We start from the raw sequence: 21,571 nt of genomic DNA on the forward strand, positions 1-21,571 counted from the left end.
GATGATCACCCCCTCGAATGGATCGCTTCATGCTGCCTGCCCGACCGCCCCGCCGCTCCCGAACCTTGTCCCGTGCCGTGTACCTTGCGTTGGCCCTGCACGCCGGCGGTGCGCTGGCCGCCACAGCGACCGCGCCGAGCATCCCGGCAGGCCCCTTGGGGCAGGCGCTGAGCACCTTCGCTGAACGTGCCGGGATCACCCTGTCCTTCTCGCCGGAGGCCGTGCGCGGCCTGAACAGCCCAGGGCTGGCCGGTGGCGGCCCGCTGGAAGACGGGCTGAACCAACTGCTCAGTGGCAGTGGCCTGCAACTGCACAAGTCCAGCGCCGGCTATGTCGTGCTGCCAGGCCAGGGCGACGCCAGCCTGCAACTGGAGCCGATCAGCATCGACGCAACCGCCTCGCAAAGCGCCTTCGCGCCCGTCGAGGGCTACTTCGCCAGCAACGCCAGCAGCGCCACCAAGACCGACCGGCCCATCCTGGAAACCGCGCAGAGCATCAGCGTGGTCACCGCCGAGCAGATCGCCGACCGCAAGGTCGACCGCGTCGAGGATGCCGTGGCCTACTCTGCCGGTGTACGGGTAGGCGCATCAGGCCTGGACCCACGTTTCGACATGATCAGCATCCGTGGCTTCGAAACCACCATGGGCGCGGATTTTCTCGATGGCCTGCGCCAACCCGGCAGCGGCTGGTTGTCGCTGTACCAGACCGAAGCCTACAACCTGGAGCGCATCGAAGTGCTCAAAGGCCCGTCGTCGGTGATGTACGGGCAGATCAGCCCCGGCGGCATGGTCAACCGGGTCAGCAAACGCCCTGGCCTGCAGGCAAAAAATGAAGTGCAGATCCAGTCGGGCAACTACAACCACCAACAAGGGCAATTCGACCTGGGTGGCAAGCTGAACGAGTCCGGCGACCTGCTATACCGCGTTGTGGGTGTGTACCGCGATGCCGAAAACTATATCGAGCAGTTGAACAACGACGTGCGCCTGATCGCACCCTCGCTGACCTGGCAGATCGACCCAGACACCAGCCTGACACTGCTGGCGCAATACCAGGAACGCGAGACAGCCGCCTCACCGATGCTCTACCAGCAGGGCGATCACCTGACCGATTTCTGGCAGGGTGACGAGTACTTCGACAAGCTGCAACAGCGCCAATGGACCTTCGGCTACGAATTCGAGCACACCTTCAACGACACCTTCAGCTTCCAGCAGAACCTGCGTTACGGCCAGGTCGATACCACCAACCAGTACCTGCAACCCTATCAGGAGCGCGAGGGGCACATCCTCGATCGCGATGCCATCGGTGTGTACGAAGACATGTCGAGTGTCTCGGCCGACACGCGCCTGGTCAGCCGCTTTGCAACAGGTACCCTGCACCACACCTTGCTGACCGGCGTGGACTACGGCTGGATCGACACCTCATTGTCGTATGCCAGCGGCCCGGCGCCGTCGATCGACCGCTTCGCGCCCGACTACCACCAACCGGTGGCCAAACCGGGTACGCCGCTGGCGGACGAAGATGGCCTGGAGCAACGCACCGGCCTGTACCTGCAGGACCAGATCGACCTCGACCGCTGGCGGCTTTCGGCCGGCTTGCGCCGCGACTTCGTGCACGTGCGGCGCAGCGACAACCTCAGCGGCATCAACCGCAAGACCAGTGACTCAGCCACCACTGGCTCGGTCGGCGCGCTCTACCTGTTCGACAACGGCCTGGCACCCTACGCCAGCTACGCCACCTCGTTCCAGCCACAGAGTGGCAGCGGTGCCTACAAACCCACCGAAGGCGAACAATACGAAGTGGGCTTGAAGTACCAGCCACCAGGCAGCGCAACGATGCTCACCGCCTCGCTGTACCACCTGACCCAGAAGAACGTGCTGACCCGCGACCTGGCCAACCCGATCAACAGTATCGCCACTGGCGAGCAGGTCTCCAAGGGCTTGGAACTGGAAGCCGTTTCCGACCTCAGCGACCGGCTGAAGATGACCGCCAGCTACAGCTTCAACGACCCCGAAGTGACTGAAAGCAACGATGGCAATGAAGGCAAGCAGCCACTGGACGTTCCCCGCCATCTTGCTTCTGTCTGGCTCGACTACCGCCTGCCGATGGGCGTAGGCGTCTCTGGCGGTGCCCGCTACACCGGCAGCAACTACGGCGATGCACAGAACACCGTGAAGAACGAAGGCTACACACTGGTCGATGCCGGCGTGCACTACGACTTCGGCGGCGGCCTGGACGGCGTTCGCCTGGCGCTCAATGCGCGCAACCTGTTCGACAAACGCTATATCAACTGCCAGCAGGGCTACTGCTACCGGGGTGAAGCGCGCAGCGTGGTCACCAGCCTGAGTTATCGCTGGTAAAGGGGGGGATGAACATGCGCACATTGATGATCTGGCTGGGCACTGCGCTGCTTGCCAGCCTGGCCCACGCCGCGCCGGTGACGCTGGACGGCACCGAGCAATGGTCGATGAAAAGTGCCGAGGGCCGCGAATACCGGATCATGATCAGCCTGCCGGAGGGCGATGTGCCCTGGACCGGCGGCTACCCGGTGATCTACCTGCTTGACGGCAACGCCTACTTCCCGGCGTTTCATGCCGCCAAGCGCGCTCAAGACCGGCTGCGCGGCGCGATACTGGTCGCCATCGGCTACCCCAGCGACACCCCACTGGACTTCGAACGCCGCGCCTTCGACCTGTCGCCACCGCAACCTGCCGAGCGCAACAAACCACCCCAAGGTGGCCAGGACCTGTTCCTGGACTTCATCGAAAAACGCCTGATGCCAAAGGTCAATGCCCGCTTCAAGGTCGATCAGGACCAGCGCAGCCTGGTCGGGCATTCGTTCGGTGGCATGTTCGGCGTGTATGCGCTGTTTACCCGACCGCAACTGTTCCAGCACGTGATCGCCATCAGCCCGAGCCTGTGGTGGCGTGACCGCTACCTGATGGCCCATGAGCGGACATTCATGCAGCGTGCCCACGCCGGGCAACTGGACCTGACCCATAGCAGCCTTACGCTGTTGATCGGTGACCGCGAGATGCCCCAGGAGATTCAGGATGCCCGGGCCCTGCAATTGCGCCTGGAGGCACTGTCGCAGTACGGGCTGCGCAGTGATTTCCAGCTCGAGGCTGGAGAAGATCACATGTCGGTGCCGTTCAGGGTGCCGACACGGGTCCTGGATGAATTGATCAGTACCCGCAGGTTCTAGCTGCAGGTGTCGGCCTTTTCGCAGATCGACCTGCGAGAAGGCCAAAATGGGTAAGCCCCATCGTGCACCCTAACGGTGCATACACCCTTTTTCGCCACAAAATGGCCCCCCGAAATTTGCCTGCGCCCTCTCTTGGAACACCCCTTCTCAAAGCGATGACACACGCCAACGTTTGCGTCTATCTCGCGTCATAACGAAAGTGACCAGTGGGTCACCCTTTTTACTTCCGGTCTCCTACACTCAGCTTTCGGCCCGCGATTTGCTCAGGGAAGAGGCGACATGAAAAAAGTCGAACTTTTGCAAAAGGCGACGGGTCAGGAACTTTAAGTAGGCCAAAGCAATGGGATACCCCTCGCTGCAGCCCGCTCACTCCTTCCAGACCAAACGCTTTCGGCGGGAATGCCGATCGCGCCGTGCCTGCGCGCACGACCTTGGGGCAAGGACCGCACTACGAAGACACGAAACAGAGATAACCAGCACGAAATAAAGCAAACGGGTGCCAGCACTCGGCCACACCATAGGGACGGAGAGAAGTATGATCAGTGCCGCTGTCGAACCTCACGTAGATTCATTCAAACCGGAAAACCGCGAACCGCTCACCCCGGATTTCGCCACGACAGTCAAGGCACCCGGCGCCCAGCGCCAGCACAACCCCAACAAACGCAAGATCCTGTTCGTCACCTCCGAAATTGCCGACCTGATCAAGACCGGCGGCCTGGGCGACGTTTCGGCAGCACTGCCGCGAGCATTGGCGCACCTGCACGATGTTCGTGTGCTGATCCCCGGCTATAGCCAGGTGATGGAAAGCGACAACCCCATTCATATCGTCGGTGAACTCGGCGGCCATGCGGCCCTGCCGCCGTGCAAGATCGGCCGCATGGACATGGCTGACGGCCTGGTCATCTATGTGCTGATCTGCCCTGAACTGTACCAGCGCGACGGCACGCCCTATGGTGCCAACAACGGTCGCGACTGGCCCGACAACCACATCCGCTTCGCCCGCCTTGGCCTTGCCGCGGCCGAGATTGCCGCCGGTGAAGGCAAGATCCACTGGAAGCCCGAAGTGGTGCACGCCCATGACTGGCCCGCAGGCCTGGCCCCGGCCTACATGCACTGGCGCGGCCTGAGCACCCCGACCCTGTTCACCATTCACAACCTGGCCTACCAAGGTGTGTACAGCCGCGCCTGCAGCCCGGAACTGGCGATCCCTGACCATGCCATGCAGCAGGAAGGCATGGAGTTCTACGGCAAGCTGTCCTTCCTCAAGGCCGGCCTGGCCTACTCCAGCCACATCACCACCGTCAGTGCCACCTACGCCCGCGAAATCACCACGCCGGAATTCGGCTGCGGCCTGGATGGCTTCCTCGCCAGCAAGGCCCAGCAAGGCCTGCTCGGCGGCATCCCCAATGGCATCGACGAAAGCTGGGATTCGGCCACCGACCAGCATCTGCAGCACAACTTCAGTATCAACGACTGGGATGGCAAGGCGCGCAACGCCGAAGAAGTCCGCCGCCTGTTCGAACTCGAGCCAAGCGAAGGGCCACTGTTCGCCGTGGTCTCGCGACTGGTGTTCCAGAAAGGCCTGGACCTGACCTTGGGCGTGGCCGACTACATCGTCGAACAGGGCGGGCAGATCGCGATCATCGGCCGTGGCGAGCCTGAAGAAGAGCAGGCCATGCGCGAACTGGCCCTGCGCCATCCCGGCCGCATCGGCGTGCGTATCGGCTTCAACGAAACCGATGCGCGGCGGATGTTCGCCGGCAGCGACTTTCTGCTGATGCCATCACGCTACGAGCCCTGCGGCCTGAGCCAGATGTATGCGCAGCGTTTTGGCTCACTGCCCGTAGCGCGCAACACCGGAGGCCTGGCCGACACGATCGAGAATGGCGTTACCGGTTTCCTGTTCGATGAGTCGACCGTGGAGAGTTACCGCGAAGCGCTGAGCCGTGCCTTCTATGTCTACGGCAAGAAAAGCCTGCTCAACGCCATGCGCTGCCTGTCGATGACCCAGCCGTTCAACTGGTGCCAGGCGGTCGAACCCTACGCCCGCCTCTACGAGGACCTGGTCAAACAGGCACAGTTGAGCCACTACTGAGCGGGGAGTCGAAGATGCACAGGCATGGCGCACACCTACTGGACGCCACGTCGGCGCGCTTCGCCCTATGGGCGCCGGATGCGCGCAGCGTGAGCTTGGAACTGGAGCAGCAGCCGCCGATCGAGCTGCTGCCCGACGCAGATGGCTGGTATACCGGCGTTGCCCTGTGCCAGGCCGGTGACCGTTACCACTATCGCATCGACGGCGAGCTGCGGGTGGCCGACCCGGCCTCGCGTTACCAGCCCGAAGGCGTGCAGGGCCCGAGCCAGGTGGTCGATACCCAGGCTTACGCCTGGCAACACCCCTGGCGAGGCCGCCCTTGGCACGAAGCGGTGATTCAGGAACTGCACGTCGGCGTGCTCGAGGGCTACCCTGGTGTCGCCCGGCATCTGCCGCGCCTGGCAGAGCTTGGCATCAGCGCCATCGAGCTGATGCCGCTGGGGCAGTTCCCTGGCGATCGTAACTGGGGCTACGACGGCGTGCTGCCATTCGCGCCGCAGCACAGCTATGGCAGCCCAGAGCAATTGTGCGCGCTGGTCGACAACGCCCACGGCCAGGGCCTGATGGTAGTGGTGGACGTGGTCTACAACCACTTTGGGCCGCACGGCAACTACCTGCACCAGTACGCCAGCCCGTTCTTCCGTGAGGACCGGCAGACGCCCTGGGGCGCAGCCATTGACTTCCGTCGGCCAGAGGTGCGTGAGTTCTTCATCCAGAACGCTCTGATGTGGCTGTGCGACTACCGCTGCGACGGCCTGCGCCTGGATGCAGTGCATGCCATCGACCAGCCCGACTTCCTGGTCGAGCTGGCGCAACGGGTACGCGCTGCGGTGGAACCTGGCCGCCAGGTGTGGCTGATGCTGGAGAATGAGCACAATCAGGCGTTCCTGCTGGAACAGGGCTTCGACGCCCAGTGGAACGACGATGGCCACAATGCGCTGCACGTGCTGCTCACGGGTGAAACCGAAGGGTACTACGCCGACTACCAGGACCTGCCGATCAACAAGCTGGCCCGCTGCCTGTCCGAAGGGTTCGTGTTCCAGGGCCAGGCCAACCGCCATGGTCACCCGCGCGGCGAACCAAGTGGCCACCTTGAGCCCAGCTCGTTCGTACTGTTTCTGCAAAACCACGACCAGATCGGCAACCGCGCCCTGGGCGAACGCCTGACACGCCTGTGCCCGGTCCCTGCCCTGCGCGCCGCTACCGGCCTGTTGCTGCTGTCGCCGATGATCCCGCTGTTGTTCATGGGTGACGAGGATGGCAGTTGCCGGCCGTTTCTGTTCTTCACCGACTTCCATGACGAGCTGGCCGATGCCGTGCGCGAAGGTCGGCGTGGCGAATTCGCCCACTTCACCGCGTTTGCCGATCCCGAGCAGCGCGAGCGCATCCCCGACCCCAATGCCGAACAGACATTCCAGGCCTCACGGCCACAGCGTCAGGAAGTGATCGCCGGCTGGCACGGCCTTTATCAGCAACTGCTCGAGCTGCGCCGGCGCCATGTCATACCGTACCTGCCTGGCAGCCGTGCGCTGGGCACCGACGTGCTGGGCGACAAGGCACTGACCGCACGCTGGCGCCTGGGCAATGGCAACACCTTGCGCATCGACCTGAACCTGGCCGCCACGCCACAGCCGGTCGAACTGCCCGCAGCCGAACACCGCCTGTTCGACAGTAGCGATACCACGCACCCCGACACCGCACTGTCTGCGTACAGCTGCGTGGTCAGCCTGCTTGCACCTGGCCAGGAGCGCCCATGAGTGAAACTGCATTACACCGCCTGGCCGCCCGCGTAGGGCTGGCCCGCGACTGGATCGACGCCAACAACAGGCCACAACAGGTCAGCGACGACGTGCTGCGCAAGGTCCTTGAAGCGCTTGGCCACCCGGCCAGTGACGACCGCGCCCTCCAGGACAGCCTGCGCGCCGTGGACGCCGCCGAAGACAGCGAACACTTACCGCCGCTGTTGACTGCCGACCTGGGCCGGCCACTGGCACTGGCGCGCTACTTCAGCGCAGGCAGCGCCGCCCGCTGCACCCTGGAAGACCACAGCCAGCTCGACCTGACCCTCGACAACCAGGCACAACTGCCTGGCGCATTGCCCTTGGGCTATCACCGCGTCGATATCGATGGCCGTACTTTCACAGTGGCCGTGGCGCCGCTGCGTTGCCACAGCCTGGAGGACGCTGTCGAACAGCCGCCACCGCGCTGCTGGGGCATTGCGGTGCAGCTTTACAGCCTGCGCCGCCCAGGTGATGGCGGCTACGGCGACTGCCTGGCTCTGGAGCAACTGGCGCGCAGCGCCGCAGAGCGTGGTGCCGACGCCCTCGCCATCAGCCCGATCCACGCCCTGTCGGCGTTCGACCAGCAACACTACAGCCCCTACTCACCCTCCAGCCGCCTGCTGCTCAACCCCTTGTATGCCAGCCCCACTGCCGTGCTCGGTGAACGTGCCGTGCGCATGGCCGTCGAGGCCTGTGGCCTGGAGCAAACCCTGGAAGACCTCGAGCAACGCCCGCTGGTCGACTGGCCACGCGCCGCCGACGCCCGCCTGCGCCTGCTCGACGCCCTGTACCAGAATTTCATCCAGGCTGATCACCCCCTGCGCAAAGACTTCGAGAGCTTCCGCGAGGCCGGTGGCCAGGCGCTGGAGCACCACTGCCGCTTTGAAGTGCTGCAGGCACAAGCCGTGGACGACGGCCTGGGTGCCGACTGGCGCAACTGGCCGAGCGCCTGGCACGACCCCTATCACCCAGAAGTGGAGGCCTTCGCCAGCGCGTATCCCGCCAAGGTCGAGTTCCATGCGTTCTGCCAGTGGCTGACCGAGCGCAGCCTGCAGCGCGCCCAGGAAGCCGCCCGTGGCAACGGCATGGCGGTCGGCCTGATCGCCGACCTGGCGGTGGGCGCCGACGGTGCCGGCAGCCAGGCCTGGAGCCGCCAGGACGAGTTGCTGGCCAACCTGAAGGTTGGCGCCCCGCCGGACATCCTCAACCGCAGCGGACAGGACTGGGGCATCTGCGCGTTCTCGCCCGAAGGCCTGAAACGCAATGGCTACCGCGCCTTCATCGAAATGCTGCGGGCCAACCTGGCCCATGCCGGCGGCCTGCGCATCGACCATGTGATGGGCCTGCGCCGCCTGTGGCTGATCCCCCGTGGCTGCAAGCCCGACGAAGGGGCCTACCTGCAGTATCCGCTGGAGGACCTGCTGCGCCTGCTGGCCCTGGAGTCGGTGCGGCACCAGGCAATCATCCTTGGTGAAGACCTGGGCACCGTGCCTGAAGGCCTGCGCGAACAACTGGCCGACAAAGCCGTGCTGGGCATGCGCGTGCTGCCTTTCGAGCAGGCCCAGCCCGGCCACTTCACGCCGATTCTCGACTGGCCGGACAAAGCCTTGGCCACCACCGGCACCCACGACCTGGCGCCCTTGGCCGGCTGGCTGCAAAACCGCGACATCGACTGGAGCCAGCGCCTGCAACTGATCGATGACGCCACCGAGCTGCACTGGCGCCAGGCGCGACAGAAAGAGCGTGACGGCCTGCGCCGCACCCTGCAAGCCAATTACGGCCCACTAAAGGACAACGACCACTTGATCGATGCTGCCATCCGTTACGTTGGTCACACCCGCGCACCGCTGGTGCTGATCCCGCTCGAAGACCTGCTCGGCAGTGAAGAGCAACCCAACCTCCCCGGCACGACCGAAGGCCACCCCAACTGGCGCCGGCGATTCGCGCCCCCGGTGCGCGAACTGCTCGACGATGAAGATGCCGCGCGCCGCCTGGAGCTGTTGGCCCAGGCCCGCGAACAAGCCTGGGAGCGTGACCGATGAAGCCGTTGTCCGCCACCCTGCGTCTGCAGTTGCACAGTGATTTCACCCTCGACCATGCACTGCCGCTGGTGCCCTACTTTGCCCAGCTGGGCATCAGCCACCTGTATGCCTCGCCGATCCTCAAGGCCCGCGCCGGCTCGCGCCACGGTTACGATGTGGTCGACCCGACCCAGGTCAACCCGGAGCTCGGTGGCGAGGCCGCCCTGGAGCGGCTGGTGGCCGCCTTGCGCCAGCACGGCATGGGGCTGATCCTGGACACCGTCTCCAACCACATGGCCGTCGGCGGCGCCGACAACCCCTGGTGGCAGAGCTTGCTGGCGTGGGGCCGGCGCAGCCCCTACGCCGAGTTCTTCGATATCCAGTGGCACTCCAGCGACCCCCTGCTGGCCGGCCAGCTGTTGCTGCCGTTTTTGGGCTGTGACTATGGCGCGGCGCTGAAAAATGGCGAAATTCCGCTGGAGTTCGACGAGCAACACGGCGTGCTGCAGGTGGCCCATTACGAGCACCGCTTCCCGATCTGCCCGGTTGACTATGGCTGGATTCTTTCCCTGAGCCCCGAGCCTGCCCTGCAGCGCCTGGCCGAGCACTTCACCGCACTGAACGATGCAGCCGACCCGCTGGCAGCGGCTTTGCCGGTGCAAGCCGAACTGGCCCGCCTGGTGCGCGAGGGCGCCGACCTGCAGTCTGCACTGCTCGCCTTCGACAGCCGCACCGAAAGCGGCTTCAAACGCCTGCACCTGCTGCTGGAACGCCAAACCTACCGCCTGGCCAGCTGGCGCACTGCCGCCGACGACATCAACTGGCGGCGTTTCTTCGACATCAACGAGCTGGGCGGTCTGCGCGTAGAGCGCTCGGTGGTATTCGAGGCGACCCATGCCAAGCTGTTCGAGCTGATTGAGCGAGGGTTGGTCGATGGCCTGCGTATCGATCATATCGACGGCCTGGCCGACCCACGCGGCTATTGCCGCAAGCTGCGCCGGCGGGTCGACGGTCTGCTTGCCAGGCGCCCCTTCAATGCGGCGCTTGAGCATTTCCCGATCTACGTCGAGAAGATTCTCGGCACCGATGAACACCTGCATCGCGACTGGCTCACCGACGGTACCACCGGCTACGAGTTCATGAACCAGGTCTCGCTGCTGCAGCACGACCCCGCCGGCGAAGCGCCGCTGACCGAGCTGTGGGCCACTGTCAGCGAGCGCCCGAACTTCCCGGAGGAAGTCCGCCAGGCCCGCTACCTGGTGCTCAATGCCAGCCTGGCCGGCGACTGCGAGTCGGTGGCCCAGGCGCTGCTGCAAGTCGCGCGCGACGACTTGATGACCCGCGACCTGACCCTTGGGGCGATCCGCCGCGCGTTGCAGGCGCTGGTTGCCCACTACCCGGTGTACCGCACGTATTTCAATGCTTGCGGCCGCCCGGCCGAAGACGAGAAATTCTTCCAGCAGGCCTTGGCCAATGCCCGCCACGACCTCAGCGAAGCCGATTGGCCGTTGCTCGAGCAGCTCGAACAATGGCTCGGCGGCCAGGCATGGCGCGCACTGCCCCCCGGCCGGCCGCGCAAGCACCTGCGCCATGCCTGCGTGCGCTTTCAACAGCTCACCGCGCCCAGCGCCGCCAAAGCCGTGGAGGACACCACCTTCTACCGCTCGGCCCGCCTGCTGTCGCGCAATGACGTAGGCTTCGAGGCCGAGCGTTTCAGTGCCGGCCCCGAACACTTCCACAACGAGGCCCAGCGCCGCCAGCGCGACTTCCCCGACAACCTGCTGGCCACCGCCACCCATGACCACAAACGCGGCGAAGACACCCGCGCGCGGCTGGCCGTGCTGAGCGAACGCGGCCCCTGGTTCGCCAGCCGCGTGGAGCACTGGCGCGAGCTGGCTGCTCCGCTGCGTGAACAGCTGGACGACGGCGTTGCGCCGAGCCCGGGCGACGAGTTGCTGCTGTTGCAGACGCTGTTGGGCAGTTGGCCCCTGGACCTTGACCTGCACGACGATAACGCCCTGCAGCACTATGCCGGGCGCATCCGCCAATGGCAGCAGAAGGCGCTGCGCGAAGCCAAGCTGCGTAGCAGCTGGAACGCGCCGAACGAAGCCTACGAGGCCGCCTGCGCCGCCTATGTCGATGGCCTGTTGCTCGACCGCGAGAACCAGCAGTTACGCCAGTCCCTGGCCGACGCGGCGCAGTCGATCGCCACCCCCGGCGCCCTCAATGGCCTGGTCCAGGCCTTGCTGCGCAGCACCGCGCCCGGCGTGCCAGACCTTTACCAGGGCAATGAGTACTGGGATTTCAGCCTGGTCGACCCCGACAACCGCCGCCCCGTGGACTACGCTTGCAGGCGTCACACGCTGGACGACGCCCTGCCCGTGGCAGAGCTGCTGGCGCACTGGCGCGACGGCCGCATCAAGCAGGCGCTGCTGGCGCGGCTGCTGGATTGCCGGCAGGTCCACGCCGAGCTGTTCCGCCGCGGTGCCTACCTGCCGCTGAACGTGCAGGGCCGCCATGCCGACAAGGTCGTGGCCTTTGCCCGGCTGGGTGAGGAACACCGCGCCATCGTCGTCGCCCCGCGCCTGGCCAGCGGCCTGTTGGGCGGCGCTGCTACACCGTTGATCCCGGCACAGAACTGGGACGACACCCGGGTGATTCTGCCGTTTGCCTTGTCGCCTGCCAACTCGATGGGACTTTTCCCAAGCGCGGTGGTCAGCCCTTCAAAGGAGCTGATGTTGAGCGCCGTGCTGTCGGAATTTCCGGTCAATGTGTTGATACAACAATCTTGAGCATCAGGAGCGTCATGATGAGTGTCGATGAAAAACGTATTCGCGAATTTGCCTACCAGATCTGGGAGTCTGAAGGTAAGCCTGTAGGCGAGGAAGAGCGCCACTGGGACATGGCCCGCAAGCTGGCCGAGGCCGAGGCGCTGGCGCCAAAGGCTGCGCCGCGCAAGAAGGCCGCCGCCAAGCCCAAGGTCGCGGCGGCGCCAAAAGCACCTGCCGAGCCCAAGGCTGCGGCGCTGCCAGGGGTGAAACCGGCCGCTGCGAAAAAGCCCAAAACGGTGAAGAAGCCGGCTGCTGGCTAAGCCGGTCCCGGCCCTATCGCCGGCAAGCCGGCTCCCACAAAGATCTCAAAGACCCTGGGATTGCGGTGGCAGCCGGCTTGCCGGCGATGGGGCCGCGACTGAAGGACCATCCGCCCCCTTCCCTACGGCCATCCGAGGACCGCCATGAGCCCCCGCATTCCCAAGAAAACCCGCTCCATCGCACCATCCCGCCTGCGCGAGGGCATGCCCTTCCCGCTCGGCGCCACCTGGGATGGGCTGGGGGTCAACTTCGCCCTGTTCTCAGCCAACGCCACCAAGGTCGAGCTGTGCCTGTTCGACTCCACAGGCGAGCAGGAACTCGAGCGCATCGAGCTGCCGGAGTACACCGACGAGATCTACCACGGCTACCTGCCTGACGCCCACCCAGGCCTGGTATACGGCTACCGTGTCTACGGCCCCTACGAGCCCGAGAACGGCCACCGCTTCAACCCCAACAAACTGCTGATCGACCCCTACGCCAAGCAACTGGTCGGCAGCCTGAAATGGTCCGAGGCACTGTTCGGCTACACCATCGGCCATCCCGACGGCGACCTGTCGTTCGACGAGCGCGACAGCGCGCCCTTCGTACCCAAATGCAAAGTCATCGACCCGGCCTTCACCTGGGGCCGCGACCAGCGCGTACAGATCCCTTGGGAGCGCACCATCCTCTATGAAGCGCATGCCCGCGGCATCAGCATGCGCCACCCTGCCGTGCCGGAAAAACTGCGCGGCACGTTCGCCGGCCTTGCCAACGACGAGTTGCTCAAGCACATCAAGGACCTTGGCGTTTCAAGCATCGAACTGTTGCCGATCCACGCTTTCGTCAATGACCAGCACCTGCTGGACAAAGGCCTGAACAATTACTGGGGCTACAACAGCATCGCCTTCTTCGCCCCCCACCCGCGCTACCTGGCCAGCGGCAAGATCGCCGAGTTCAAGGAAATGGTCGCGCACCTGCACGACGCCGGCCTCGAAGTGATCCTCGATGTGGTCTACAACCACACCGCCGAGGGCAACGAGCGCGGCCCGACGCTGTCCATGCGCGGTATCGACAATGCCTCGTACTACCGGCTGATGCCCGATGACAAACGCTATTACATCAACGATTCCGGTACCGGCAACACCCTGGACCTCAGCCACCCGTGCGTGCTGCAACTGGTGACCGACTCGCTGCGCTACTGGGCTGGCGAGATGCACGTGGACGGCTTCCGCTTCGACCTGGCAACCATCCTGGGCCGTTACCACGACGGCTACAGCGAACGCCACGGGTTCCTCGTCGCCTGTCGCCAGGACCCGATGCTCAGCCAGGTCAAGCTGATCGCCGAACCATGGGACTGCGGCCCAGGTGGCTATCAGGTGGGCAACTTCGCACCGGGCTGGGCGGAATGGAACGACCGCTTCCGCGACACCGTGCGCGCCTTCTGGAAAGGCGACGAAGGCCAGCTGGCCGACTTCGCCTCGCGCATGACCGCCTCGGGCGACATGTTCAACAACCGCGGCCGGCGCCCTTATGCCTCGGTCAACTTCGTCACTGCCCACGACGGTTTCACCCTGCGCGACCTGGTGTCGTACAACGGCAAACACAACGAAGACAACGACGAGAACAACCAGGACGGTACCGACAACAACCTGTCGTGGAACTGCGGCGCGGAAGGCCCCACCGACGACCCTGAAATCAATGCCCTGCGCATGCGCCAGATGCGCAACTTCTTCGCCACCCTGCTGCTGGCCCAAGGCACCCCTATGATCGTCGCTGGCGACGAGTTCAGCCGCACCCAGCACGGCAACAACAATGCCTACTGCCAGGACAGCGAGATCGGCTGGGTCAACTGGGACCTGGACGAAGAAGGCAAAGGCCTGCTGGCCTTCGTCAAGCGCCTGACCCGCCTGCGCCTGGCCTACCCGGTGCTGCGCCGCTCACGCTTTCTGGTCGGCGACTACAACGAGGCGATCGGGGTCAAGGACGTGACCTGGCTGGCGCCCGACGGCAGCGAGATGAGTGTGGAGCAGTGGGAAGACCCGCATGGGCGTTGCCTGGGCATGCTGATCGACGGCCGCGCCCAGGTCAGTGGCATCGCCCGGCCGGGTTCGGAGGCGACGGTGCTACTGATCGTCAATGCGCACCACGATGTGGTGCCGTTCCTGCTGCCGACGGTACCGGACGGTGACTACTGGAGCTGCCTGGTGGACACCGACCGGCCGGAACTGCGCAAAGGGCAACACTTGCCATTCGACAGCACGTTCCAGGTCCAGGGGCGCTCGTTGCTGCTGATGGTGCTGCAGCGCGAGGAGGACTGAACCGGGGTTGGCTCAACCGGCCCTGGACCGAACGGATCTCAGGGCCGGCTGCGCCTGGCCACCTTGGACGCACGGCTCGCACCCGGCGTAACAGCGGCGCTAGCAATGTTTCGGCATAGCCAGGGTGCAGGAAATAGCGAACGCCGCTATGCGCGTAGTGTTTTCGCCAGAAATCATGATGTTAACTCTGCGCCCTGAAGCTCCCCGCCTGTTTAACACTTTCTTGACGCAAGCCCTTACCTCTCCTTAGCTAAAGATTATCTAGTCGTAAAAAAATTGCGCCGGGCCTTTAGCTCGCGCCTTCGTGCGTGCTTGAGAAAGCTGGCGTACTGGTTTGGGTCGCCCTGTGTTTTGCCGTACAGCTCGTGACAACAGGCCAGGTCCTTGGGCTGTACAACAAAAACACAGGAGATCCGCCATGAAAAGCACCTCGAACCCGTTGCGCTTCGACCGTATTTTCTACGCGGTTTCCACGTCGATGCTTCTGGCAACCCCGGTGGAAACCTTCGCCTCCCCATTGCTGGACGACCCCAGCTCACCCCTGTTCCTGCAGCAGCCGGCAATGGCCCAGCTGTCGCTTGACCCCGTCAGCGCCAGCGGCCTGAGCCTGGGTACGCTGACGGCCTTCAGCAACAAGATGGCCGAACGCCATGGCCCGCTGGCGCCCGACCTGATAGCCAGCCAATGGGCGCAGTTTTTCCCAGGCACACCTCGCCCGGGTGCGCAGGCCCCCGAGCAGCTGGAAGCACCCAGCCAGCAACTGACGATTGGCCCGGACCTGTTCGTGCGTGAAACCAGCGGCGGCAATGTGCACCGCGCGGGCATTTTCGTGGGGCATAACAATCTGCAAAGCAGCTTGAAGGGCAGCCGTGTGATGCTCGGCGACAAGCAGCGCAATGCAGTGAACCTCAGTGGCGAGAGCCTGGGGGTGTACTGGAGCATGACCCATGATCAGGGCTGGCACGTGGACGCTGTAGCCATGGGCACGCGCATCGATGTGCTGGGCCGGGGCGAGACGGGCCAGCGGGTGAACGACAGCGGCCATGCGATGACGTTTTCCGTGGAGGGGGGTTACCCGATCCGCCTGGGTGGCAGTTGGGTGATCGAACCCCAGGCACAGTTGATCAACCAGCAGTTCTTCCCTGGCAACCAGGTGCAGGAAGAGACGCTGCAGGCATTCGACAGCCAGCCAACCTGGAGCGGCCGGGTCGGTGCCAAGTTGTCCGGGCGCTACGAAGTGCGGGGCATGCCCATCGAACCCTATGTGCGGACCAACGTCTGGTATGACTTCAGCGATGCCGACGAAGTCAAGCTGGACCAGGTCGACAAGATATCCGGCTCGCGCTATTCGACCACGGTGGAACTGGGGTTGGGCCTGGTGGCGCGGGTGACACCTTCCATGGCGTTGTTTGTCAGTGCCGATTACAGCAGTGATGTGGATGACAACGATCTGAATGGGTTGATCGGCAGCCTGGGGGTCAGGATGCGCTGGTGATCAGTGTGGCCTCTTCGCGGGACAAGCCCGCCAAGAGGCCAACTCAGGCCCAAGGATCAGGCGGGTTTCATCACCAGTACACCCAGCGGCGGCAGGTTCAGGGCCAGCGACAGCGGTTGCCCGTGGCTGGCGACCTCGTCACTCTCCACCGCGCCCAGGTTGCCCACATTCGACCCGGCATACAGCTCGGCGTCGCTGTTGAGCAGCTCTTGCCAGCGCTCACCGAACGGCACGCCGATCCGGTACCCCTCGCGCGGTACCGGGGTGAAGTTGGCCACCACCAGCAATGGCTCACCGTTGCTGCTCCAGCGCAGCCAGGCATACACACAGTTTTGCGCGTCATCACCGATCAGCCACTGGAAACCTTGCGGCTGGCAATCTTGCTCATGCAATGCCGGCAGGTCACGGTACAGCCGGTTCAGGTCACCCACCAGGCGTTGCACGCCCTGGTGCTCGGGGTACTGCAGCAGGTACCAGTCCAACTGGTGGTCATGGTTCCATTCCCGCCATTGGCCGAACTCACAGCCCATGAACAACAGCTTCTTGCCCGGGTGAGTCCACATGAAGGTCAGGTAAGCCCGCAGGTTGGCGAACTTCTGCCAACGATCACCGGGCATCTTGTCGATCAGAGAATGCTTGCCGTGCACCACTTCATCGTGGGAAATGGGCAGGATGAAATGTTCGGAATAGGCATAGATCAGGCCGAAGCTCATCTCGTTGTGGTGATAGCTGCGGTGCACCGGGTCGTTCTGGATGTAGTGCAGGGTGTCGTGCATCCAGCCCATGTTCCACTTGTAGGCGAAGCCCAGGCCACCTTGCTGGGTGGGCTGGCTGACACCCGGCCAGGCGGTGGATTCTTCGGCGATGATCAGCGCGCCCGGCGCTTCATGGGCGGCCACACCGTTGAGGTGGCGGATGAAATCGATGGCCTCCAGGTTCTCGCGCCCACCATGGCGGTTGGGCACCCATTCGCCAGCCTTGCGCGAATAGTCGCGGTACAGCATCGAGGCCACCGCATCGACCCGCAGGCCATCGATATGGAAGTGCTTGAGCCAGTGCAGTGCCGAAGCCAGCATGAAACCGCGTACTTCGTTGCGGCCCAGGTTGTAGATCAACGTGTTCCAGTCCTGGTGGAAGCCCTCCAGGGGGTTGTCGTACTCGTAAAGAGCGGTGCCGTCGAAGCGCGCCAGGCCATGCTCGTCCGTAGGGAAATGCGCCGGCACCCAGTCGAGGATCACACCGATACCGCCCTGGTGGCAGGCGTCGATGAACGCGGCAAAGTCTTCTGGCGTGCCGTAGCGCGAGGTCGGCGCGAACATCGACAAGGGCTGGTAGCCCCATGAGCCACCGAACGGATGCTCCATGATCGGCAGCAACTCGATGTGGGTGAAGTTGAGCTTCTGCACGTAGGGCACCAGGCGCTCGGCCAGCTCGCGCCAATTGTAGAAGCGCGACACTTCACCCAAGTCATCCAGCTCGCACTGCCAGGAGCCTGGGTGCAGTTCATAGATCGACAGCGGCGCACTGTAGGCATGGCGCTGGGCGCGGTGTTCCATCCACTCCTGGTCTTGCCATGAATGGCTGAGTTCGCCGGCCACCTTCGATGCGGTGCTGGGCGGCAGCTCAGTGGCGCGGGCAAGCGGGTCGGCCTTCAGCGGCAGCACGCCCTCCTTGCCCAGCACCTCGAATTTGTAGGTTTCGCCTACGCCCAGGCGCGGCACGAACAGTTCCCACACCCCGGCACTGTGCCGTAGGCGCATCGGGTGACGACGGCCGTCCCAATTGTTGAAGTCGCCCACCACCGACACGCGCCGCGCATTGGGCGCCCATACCGAAAAGCACACGCCATGGACGCCGTCGACCGCAATGGGCTGGGCGCCGAAGCGCCCGGACAGGTCGCGGTGGTTGCCCTCGGCAAACAGGTGCAGGTCCATGTCGCCCAATTGCGGGCCGAAGCTATACGGGTCTTCGGTCACCTGCTCGCCACCGGCCCAGCCGATCTGCAACAGGTACGGCTGTGCATCATCCAGGTGCGCGGTGAACAACCCGGGCAGGCTGCCCTGCTGCATGTCAGCAAGCACACGCCCGTCATCGCGGGCCAGCGCCCGGGCGCTCAGGGCAGCTGGCAGAAAAGCGCGGACCCACAGCCCGCCCGCGCCATCGCCATGGGGGCCAAGTACTGCAAAAGGATCGGCGTGCTCGGCGCGGGCAAGGGCATCGAGCTCCCGCTGCCGAAGGCCACCGTTATCACGCGTGGTTGCATTCATCTATGACTCTCCCCAGGTACTGATCAATCCATGCAAGCCATGCAAAGGCACGGCCAGCCAACTTGGCCGGTTTTCGGCTTCATAAGTAATCTCGTAGGCGGCCTTTTCCAGGCAGAACAGTTCCAGTGCGGCGCGTTCGCCCTCGGCCTGTTGCCAGGCGTGAGGCATGGCGGCGGTGGCCAGGCCATAGGCTTCGACGAAGGCGTGGCGCGACTGGTGCAGGTACTGCCGGGCGACCCGCTGACGAGCCTGCCGTGCCGCCTCGGAAGCGTCTACCGCCGAGGCGCTGCGCAGGATCATCGCAGCAGCATAGTCGAAGGATCGCAACACGCCGCTGACATCCTTGTACGGGCTGTGCTTGGCCCGCCGCTCTTGCAGCGCACGCGAAGGCTCGCCTTCGAAATCGATGAGGTAGGCATCCCCTTGCACCACCAGCACCTGACCCAGGTGCAGGTCGCCGTGAACCCGCATCAGCAGGCCACCCTGGGCCTGCCTGGCCAGGTTGGCGATGTGCTGGGCAAGGCCTTCACGTTGCTGTTGCAGGTCGTCGACCAACGCCTGGCTGTCGTTGTCCAGGTTGTCGCGGTGCTGCGCCAGCAAGTCCAGGGCATGGCAGAGCTCGCTGCTGATCTGTTGGGCCCAGCGCTCGCTGTCTTCACCATCGCTGCTGCGCGGCCGGAAGGCGGGGTCGTCGGTCGGGGCGGCCAGCAACAGATGCATCTCGCCCAGACGCTGGCCAAGCAAGGCAGCAAAACCGTTGAGCTCGGCCAGTGCGTCGGTATGCGCTTCACCATCGTTGCTGGATGGCTCCATCTCGTCGCGGATGGCCCGCTCCAGCGTGTTCTGGGTCCAGGCCCAGGCGTCGCCCTGGTTGCTCAGGTAACCCTGGGCGATCATCAGCAGGTGCGGGGCCTGCGCCTCGTCCACGCGGCTGACCCAGGCCAGCAGCGGCGAAATGTTGGCGAACCCGGCGGCGGTGAGGTAGGCGCTCATTTCCAGCTCCGGGTGAACCCCCGGGTTGACCCGGCGGATCAGCTTGAGCACCACGCGATCGCCCACCACTACCGAACTGTTGGACTGCTCGGCGCTCAGGTAGCGCACAGCGCTGTCTTCATCGAGGCCCAGGCCGGCCAGCGGTTCGGTGCAGTGGAAGCGCAGCTCGCCCTGGCCATTGCCACAGGGCAGGCGCAGGCCGTCCTGGCAGGCGCGCAGCACAGCGCGAATGAAGGGTTCGAGCACAAAGGCATCGGTGATCAGGCCCACCTGACGGCCACGGCGTACCCGCGACAGCGCCAGTTGTTGCGGCAACGCGCTGCTGATCTGGTCTTCAGGCAGCAGCCCGAACGGCAACTGGTAACGGTTGGCCACGCCATCGCCCAGCACTTCGATTTCGCTGAGCAGCACGGGTGTCGTGGCGGTGCCCAAGCGCACGCCGTAACACAGGCGCACCTGGTCGACAGGCCCTTCCTTGCCGGCGAACCAGCGCCGTTTGGGCAGGTACTGCGGCAGAATCGCGCCTTGCAATGTATCGCTCGAAGGCGTTTCCAGCAGCTCTTCCATGCGTTTGCGCAGCACTAGCGTAGTCAATTCCGGCAACCCCTCGGTAGCTTGAACATGCCAGCTGGGCATGCGGTCGTGCGCTGCCAGCAAGAACCAGTAGAAGGCATAAGGCGGCAACGTCAGCAGGAACGGCAGCTGGCCGATCGGCGGGAAGGCGCTGCCGCCGAGCATCTCCACTGGCACCTTGTCGGCGTATTGGGACAATTCAAGTTCTGCGGCCTGCGCCGCACGCGACACATTGGCAACACACAGAATGACTTCGCTGTTGCCCTCGGCATCGGTGTACTCGCGGATGTACGCCAGGATGCGGCGATTGCTCGGGGTGAGCGTACGCAAGGTGCCGCGGCCGAAGGCTTTCTGCTGGTTGCGCACCGCCAGCAGGCGGCGGTTCCAGTTGAGCAGCGAATGCGGGTCGTGGGCCTGCGCCTCGACGTTGACAGTCTGGTAGCCGTACAACGGGTCCATGATCGGCGGCAGTACCAGGCGCTGCGGGTCGGCCTTGGAGAAACCGCCGTTGCGGTCCGGCGACCACTGCATGGGGGTACGCACACCGTCACGGTCGCCCAGGTAGATGTTGTCGCCCATGCCCAGTTCGTCACCGTAGTAAAGGGTCGGCGTGCCGGGCATCGACAGCAGCAGGCTGGTGAGCAGCTCGATGCGCCGGCGGTCGCGTTGCAGCAACGGCGCAAGGCGGCGGCGAATACCCAGGTTGATGCGCGCGCGACGGTCTTGGGCGTAGTAGTTCCACAGGTAATCGCGCTCGCGATCGGTGACCATCTCAAGGGTCAGCTCATCGTGGTTGCGCAGGAAGATGGCCCACTGGCAATTGGCCGGAATTTCCGGGGTCTGGCGCAGGATGTCGGTGATTGGGAAGCGGTCTTCCATGGCCAAGGCCATGTACATGCGCGGCATCAGCGGGAAGTGAAAGGCCATGTGACACTCGTCGCCATCGCCCTCGCCAAAGTACGGGCGCGTGTCCTCGGGCCACTGATTAGCCTCGGCGAGCAGCATGCGGTCGGGGTAATTGGCATCGATCTCGGCACGAATCGCCTTGAGTACCTTGTGGGTCTCGGGGAGGTTCTCGTTGTTGGTGCCATCGCGCTCGATGAGGTAGGGGATGGCGTCCAGGCGCAAGCCGTCTACGCCCAGGTCCAGCCAGAAGCGCATCACCCCGATCACGGCCTTGAGCACTTGCGGGTTGTCGAAATTCAGGTCCGGCTGGTGCGAGTAGAAGCGGTGCCAGAAGTACTGGCCGGCCACCGGGTCCCAGGTCCAGTTGGACTTCTCGGTGTCGAGGAAGATGATCCGCGTACCGTCGTATTGCTGGTCGTCATCCGACCATACGTAGAAGTCGCGGGCCTTGCTGCCGCGCTTGGCATGGCGGGCGCGCTGGAACCAGGGGTGCTGGTCGCTGGTGTGGTTGATGACCAGCTCGGTAATCACCCGCAACCCGCGCTTGTGCGCCTCGGCGATGAAACGCTTGGCATCGGCCATGCTGCCGTAGTCGGGATGTACGGCTTTGTATTCAGCGATGTCATAACCGTCGTCGCGCCGTGGCGAGGGGTAGAACGGCAACAGCCAGAGGGTGTTGACGCCCAGGTCGGCGATGTAGTCGAGCTTGCTGATCAGGCCGGCGAAGTCACCGATGCCGTCGTTGTTGGCATCGAAGAACGACTTGATGTGCAGCTGGTAGATCACGGCGTCCTTGTACCACAACGGGTCGTCGAGGAAGGCTGCCGGGCGGGAACGCTTGGCCATGTG

Annotated in this window: 11 protein-coding genes; 9 read left to right on the top strand and 2 right to left on the bottom strand. The window is 64.4% G+C overall.

Annotated features, from left to right (window positions below; translation table 11 throughout):
* The first annotated feature begins 29 nt into the window (after positions 1-29).
* From ACEWE8_RS09280 to ACEWE8_RS09320, 9 genes are all read left to right on the top strand, one after another.
* The gene (locus tag ACEWE8_RS09280; RefSeq protein ID WP_223255150.1) at positions 30-2,357 is read left to right on the top strand and encodes a TonB-dependent siderophore receptor; all 2,328 of its coding nucleotides are present in this window, start codon (positions 30-32) and stop codon (positions 2,355-2,357) included.
* Positions 2,358-2,371: 14 nt separating this feature from the next.
* Positions 2,372-3,202, top strand: a complete 831-nt coding sequence (locus tag ACEWE8_RS09285; protein WP_046787361.1) for an alpha/beta hydrolase — start codon at positions 2,372-2,374, stop codon at positions 3,200-3,202.
* Between the two features lie 535 nt (positions 3,203-3,737).
* On the top strand, positions 3,738-5,297 hold the full coding sequence (glgA, locus tag ACEWE8_RS09290; protein ID WP_367904089.1) for a glycogen synthase GlgA: 1,560 nt from the start codon (positions 3,738-3,740) through the stop codon (positions 5,295-5,297).
* A 14-nt stretch (positions 5,298-5,311) separates the two neighbouring features.
* Positions 5,312-7,054 carry a malto-oligosyltrehalose trehalohydrolase gene (treZ, locus tag ACEWE8_RS09295; RefSeq protein WP_046787282.1) on the top strand — a complete coding sequence of 581 codons (1,743 nt, stop codon included), beginning with the start codon at positions 5,312-5,314 and terminating at the stop codon, positions 7,052-7,054.
* Positions 7,051-9,120: a 4-alpha-glucanotransferase gene (gene malQ, locus ACEWE8_RS09300; RefSeq protein WP_046787283.1), complete on the top strand. Its 2,070-nt coding sequence runs from the start codon at positions 7,051-7,053 to the stop codon at positions 9,118-9,120. The genes treZ and malQ overlap by 4 nt, the downstream gene beginning before the upstream one ends.
* Entirely contained in the window at positions 9,117-11,891 is a 2,775-nt protein-coding gene (locus ACEWE8_RS09305; RefSeq protein WP_395589294.1) for a malto-oligosyltrehalose synthase, read from the top strand. Before malQ ends, ACEWE8_RS09305 begins: the two co-directional genes overlap by 4 nt.
* A 14-nt stretch (positions 11,892-11,905) precedes the next feature.
* The gene (locus ACEWE8_RS09310) at positions 11,906-12,190 is read left to right on the top strand and encodes a DUF2934 domain-containing protein (RefSeq protein WP_046787285.1); all 285 of its coding nucleotides are present in this window, start codon (positions 11,906-11,908) and stop codon (positions 12,188-12,190) included.
* Positions 12,191-12,334: 144 nt separating this feature from the next.
* Positions 12,335-14,488: a glycogen debranching protein GlgX gene (gene glgX / locus ACEWE8_RS09315; protein WP_046787286.1), complete on the top strand. Its 2,154-nt coding sequence runs from the start codon at positions 12,335-12,337 to the stop codon at positions 14,486-14,488.
* A 418-nt stretch (positions 14,489-14,906) separates the two neighbouring features.
* Positions 14,907-15,983, top strand: coding sequence for an autotransporter outer membrane beta-barrel domain-containing protein (locus tag ACEWE8_RS09320; protein ID WP_046787287.1), 1,077 nt, complete (start codon positions 14,907-14,909; stop codon positions 15,981-15,983).
* A 56-nt stretch (positions 15,984-16,039) separates the two neighbouring features.
* Here the strand turns inward: ACEWE8_RS09320 and glgB are convergent, their stop codons facing one another.
* Positions 16,040-18,250 carry a 1,4-alpha-glucan branching protein GlgB gene (gene glgB, locus ACEWE8_RS09325; protein ID WP_395589295.1) on the bottom strand — a complete coding sequence of 737 codons (2,211 nt, stop codon included), beginning with the start codon at positions 18,248-18,250 and terminating at the stop codon, positions 16,040-16,042.
* A complete protein-coding gene (gene treS / locus ACEWE8_RS09330; RefSeq protein ID WP_046787289.1) occupies positions 18,251-21,568 on the bottom strand; it encodes a maltose alpha-D-glucosyltransferase in 3,318 nt (1,105 codons plus the stop codon).
* Positions 21,569-21,571 lie beyond the last annotated feature (3 nt).

It is taken from the genome of Pseudomonas sp. TR47 (genome assembly GCF_044143025.1).
Taxonomy (GTDB): Bacteria; Pseudomonadota; Gammaproteobacteria; order Pseudomonadales; family Pseudomonadaceae; genus Aquipseudomonas; species Aquipseudomonas putida_E.

Bases quoted from the DNA above. Each gene is read 5' to 3' on its own strand.
- ACEWE8_RS09305 (WP_395589294.1), top strand. From the start codon at position 9,117: ATGAAGCCGTTGTCCGCCACCCTGCGTCTGCAGTTGCACAGTGATTTC.
- ACEWE8_RS09310 (WP_046787285.1), top strand. From the start codon at position 11,906: ATGATGAGTGTCGATGAAAAACGTATTCGCGAATTTGCCTACCAGATC.
- glgA (WP_367904089.1), top strand. From the start codon at position 3,738: ATGATCAGTGCCGCTGTCGAACCTCACGTAGATTCATTCAAACCGGAA.
- glgX (WP_046787286.1), top strand. From the start codon at position 12,335: ATGAGCCCCCGCATTCCCAAGAAAACCCGCTCCATCGCACCATCCCGC.
- treS (WP_046787289.1), bottom strand. From the start codon at position 21,568: ATGGCCAAGCGTTCCCGCCCGGCAGCCTTCCTCGACGACCCGTTGTGG.
- glgB (WP_395589295.1), bottom strand. From the start codon at position 18,250: ATGAATGCAACCACGCGTGATAACGGTGGCCTTCGGCAGCGGGAGCTC.
- treZ (WP_046787282.1), top strand. From the start codon at position 5,312: ATGCACAGGCATGGCGCACACCTACTGGACGCCACGTCGGCGCGCTTC.
- malQ (WP_046787283.1), top strand. From the start codon at position 7,051: ATGAGTGAAACTGCATTACACCGCCTGGCCGCCCGCGTAGGGCTGGCC.
- ACEWE8_RS09320 (WP_046787287.1), top strand. From the start codon at position 14,907: ATGAAAAGCACCTCGAACCCGTTGCGCTTCGACCGTATTTTCTACGCG.
- ACEWE8_RS09285 (WP_046787361.1), top strand. From the start codon at position 2,372: ATGCGCACATTGATGATCTGGCTGGGCACTGCGCTGCTTGCCAGCCTG.
- ACEWE8_RS09280 (WP_223255150.1), top strand. From the start codon at position 30: ATGCTGCCTGCCCGACCGCCCCGCCGCTCCCGAACCTTGTCCCGTGCC.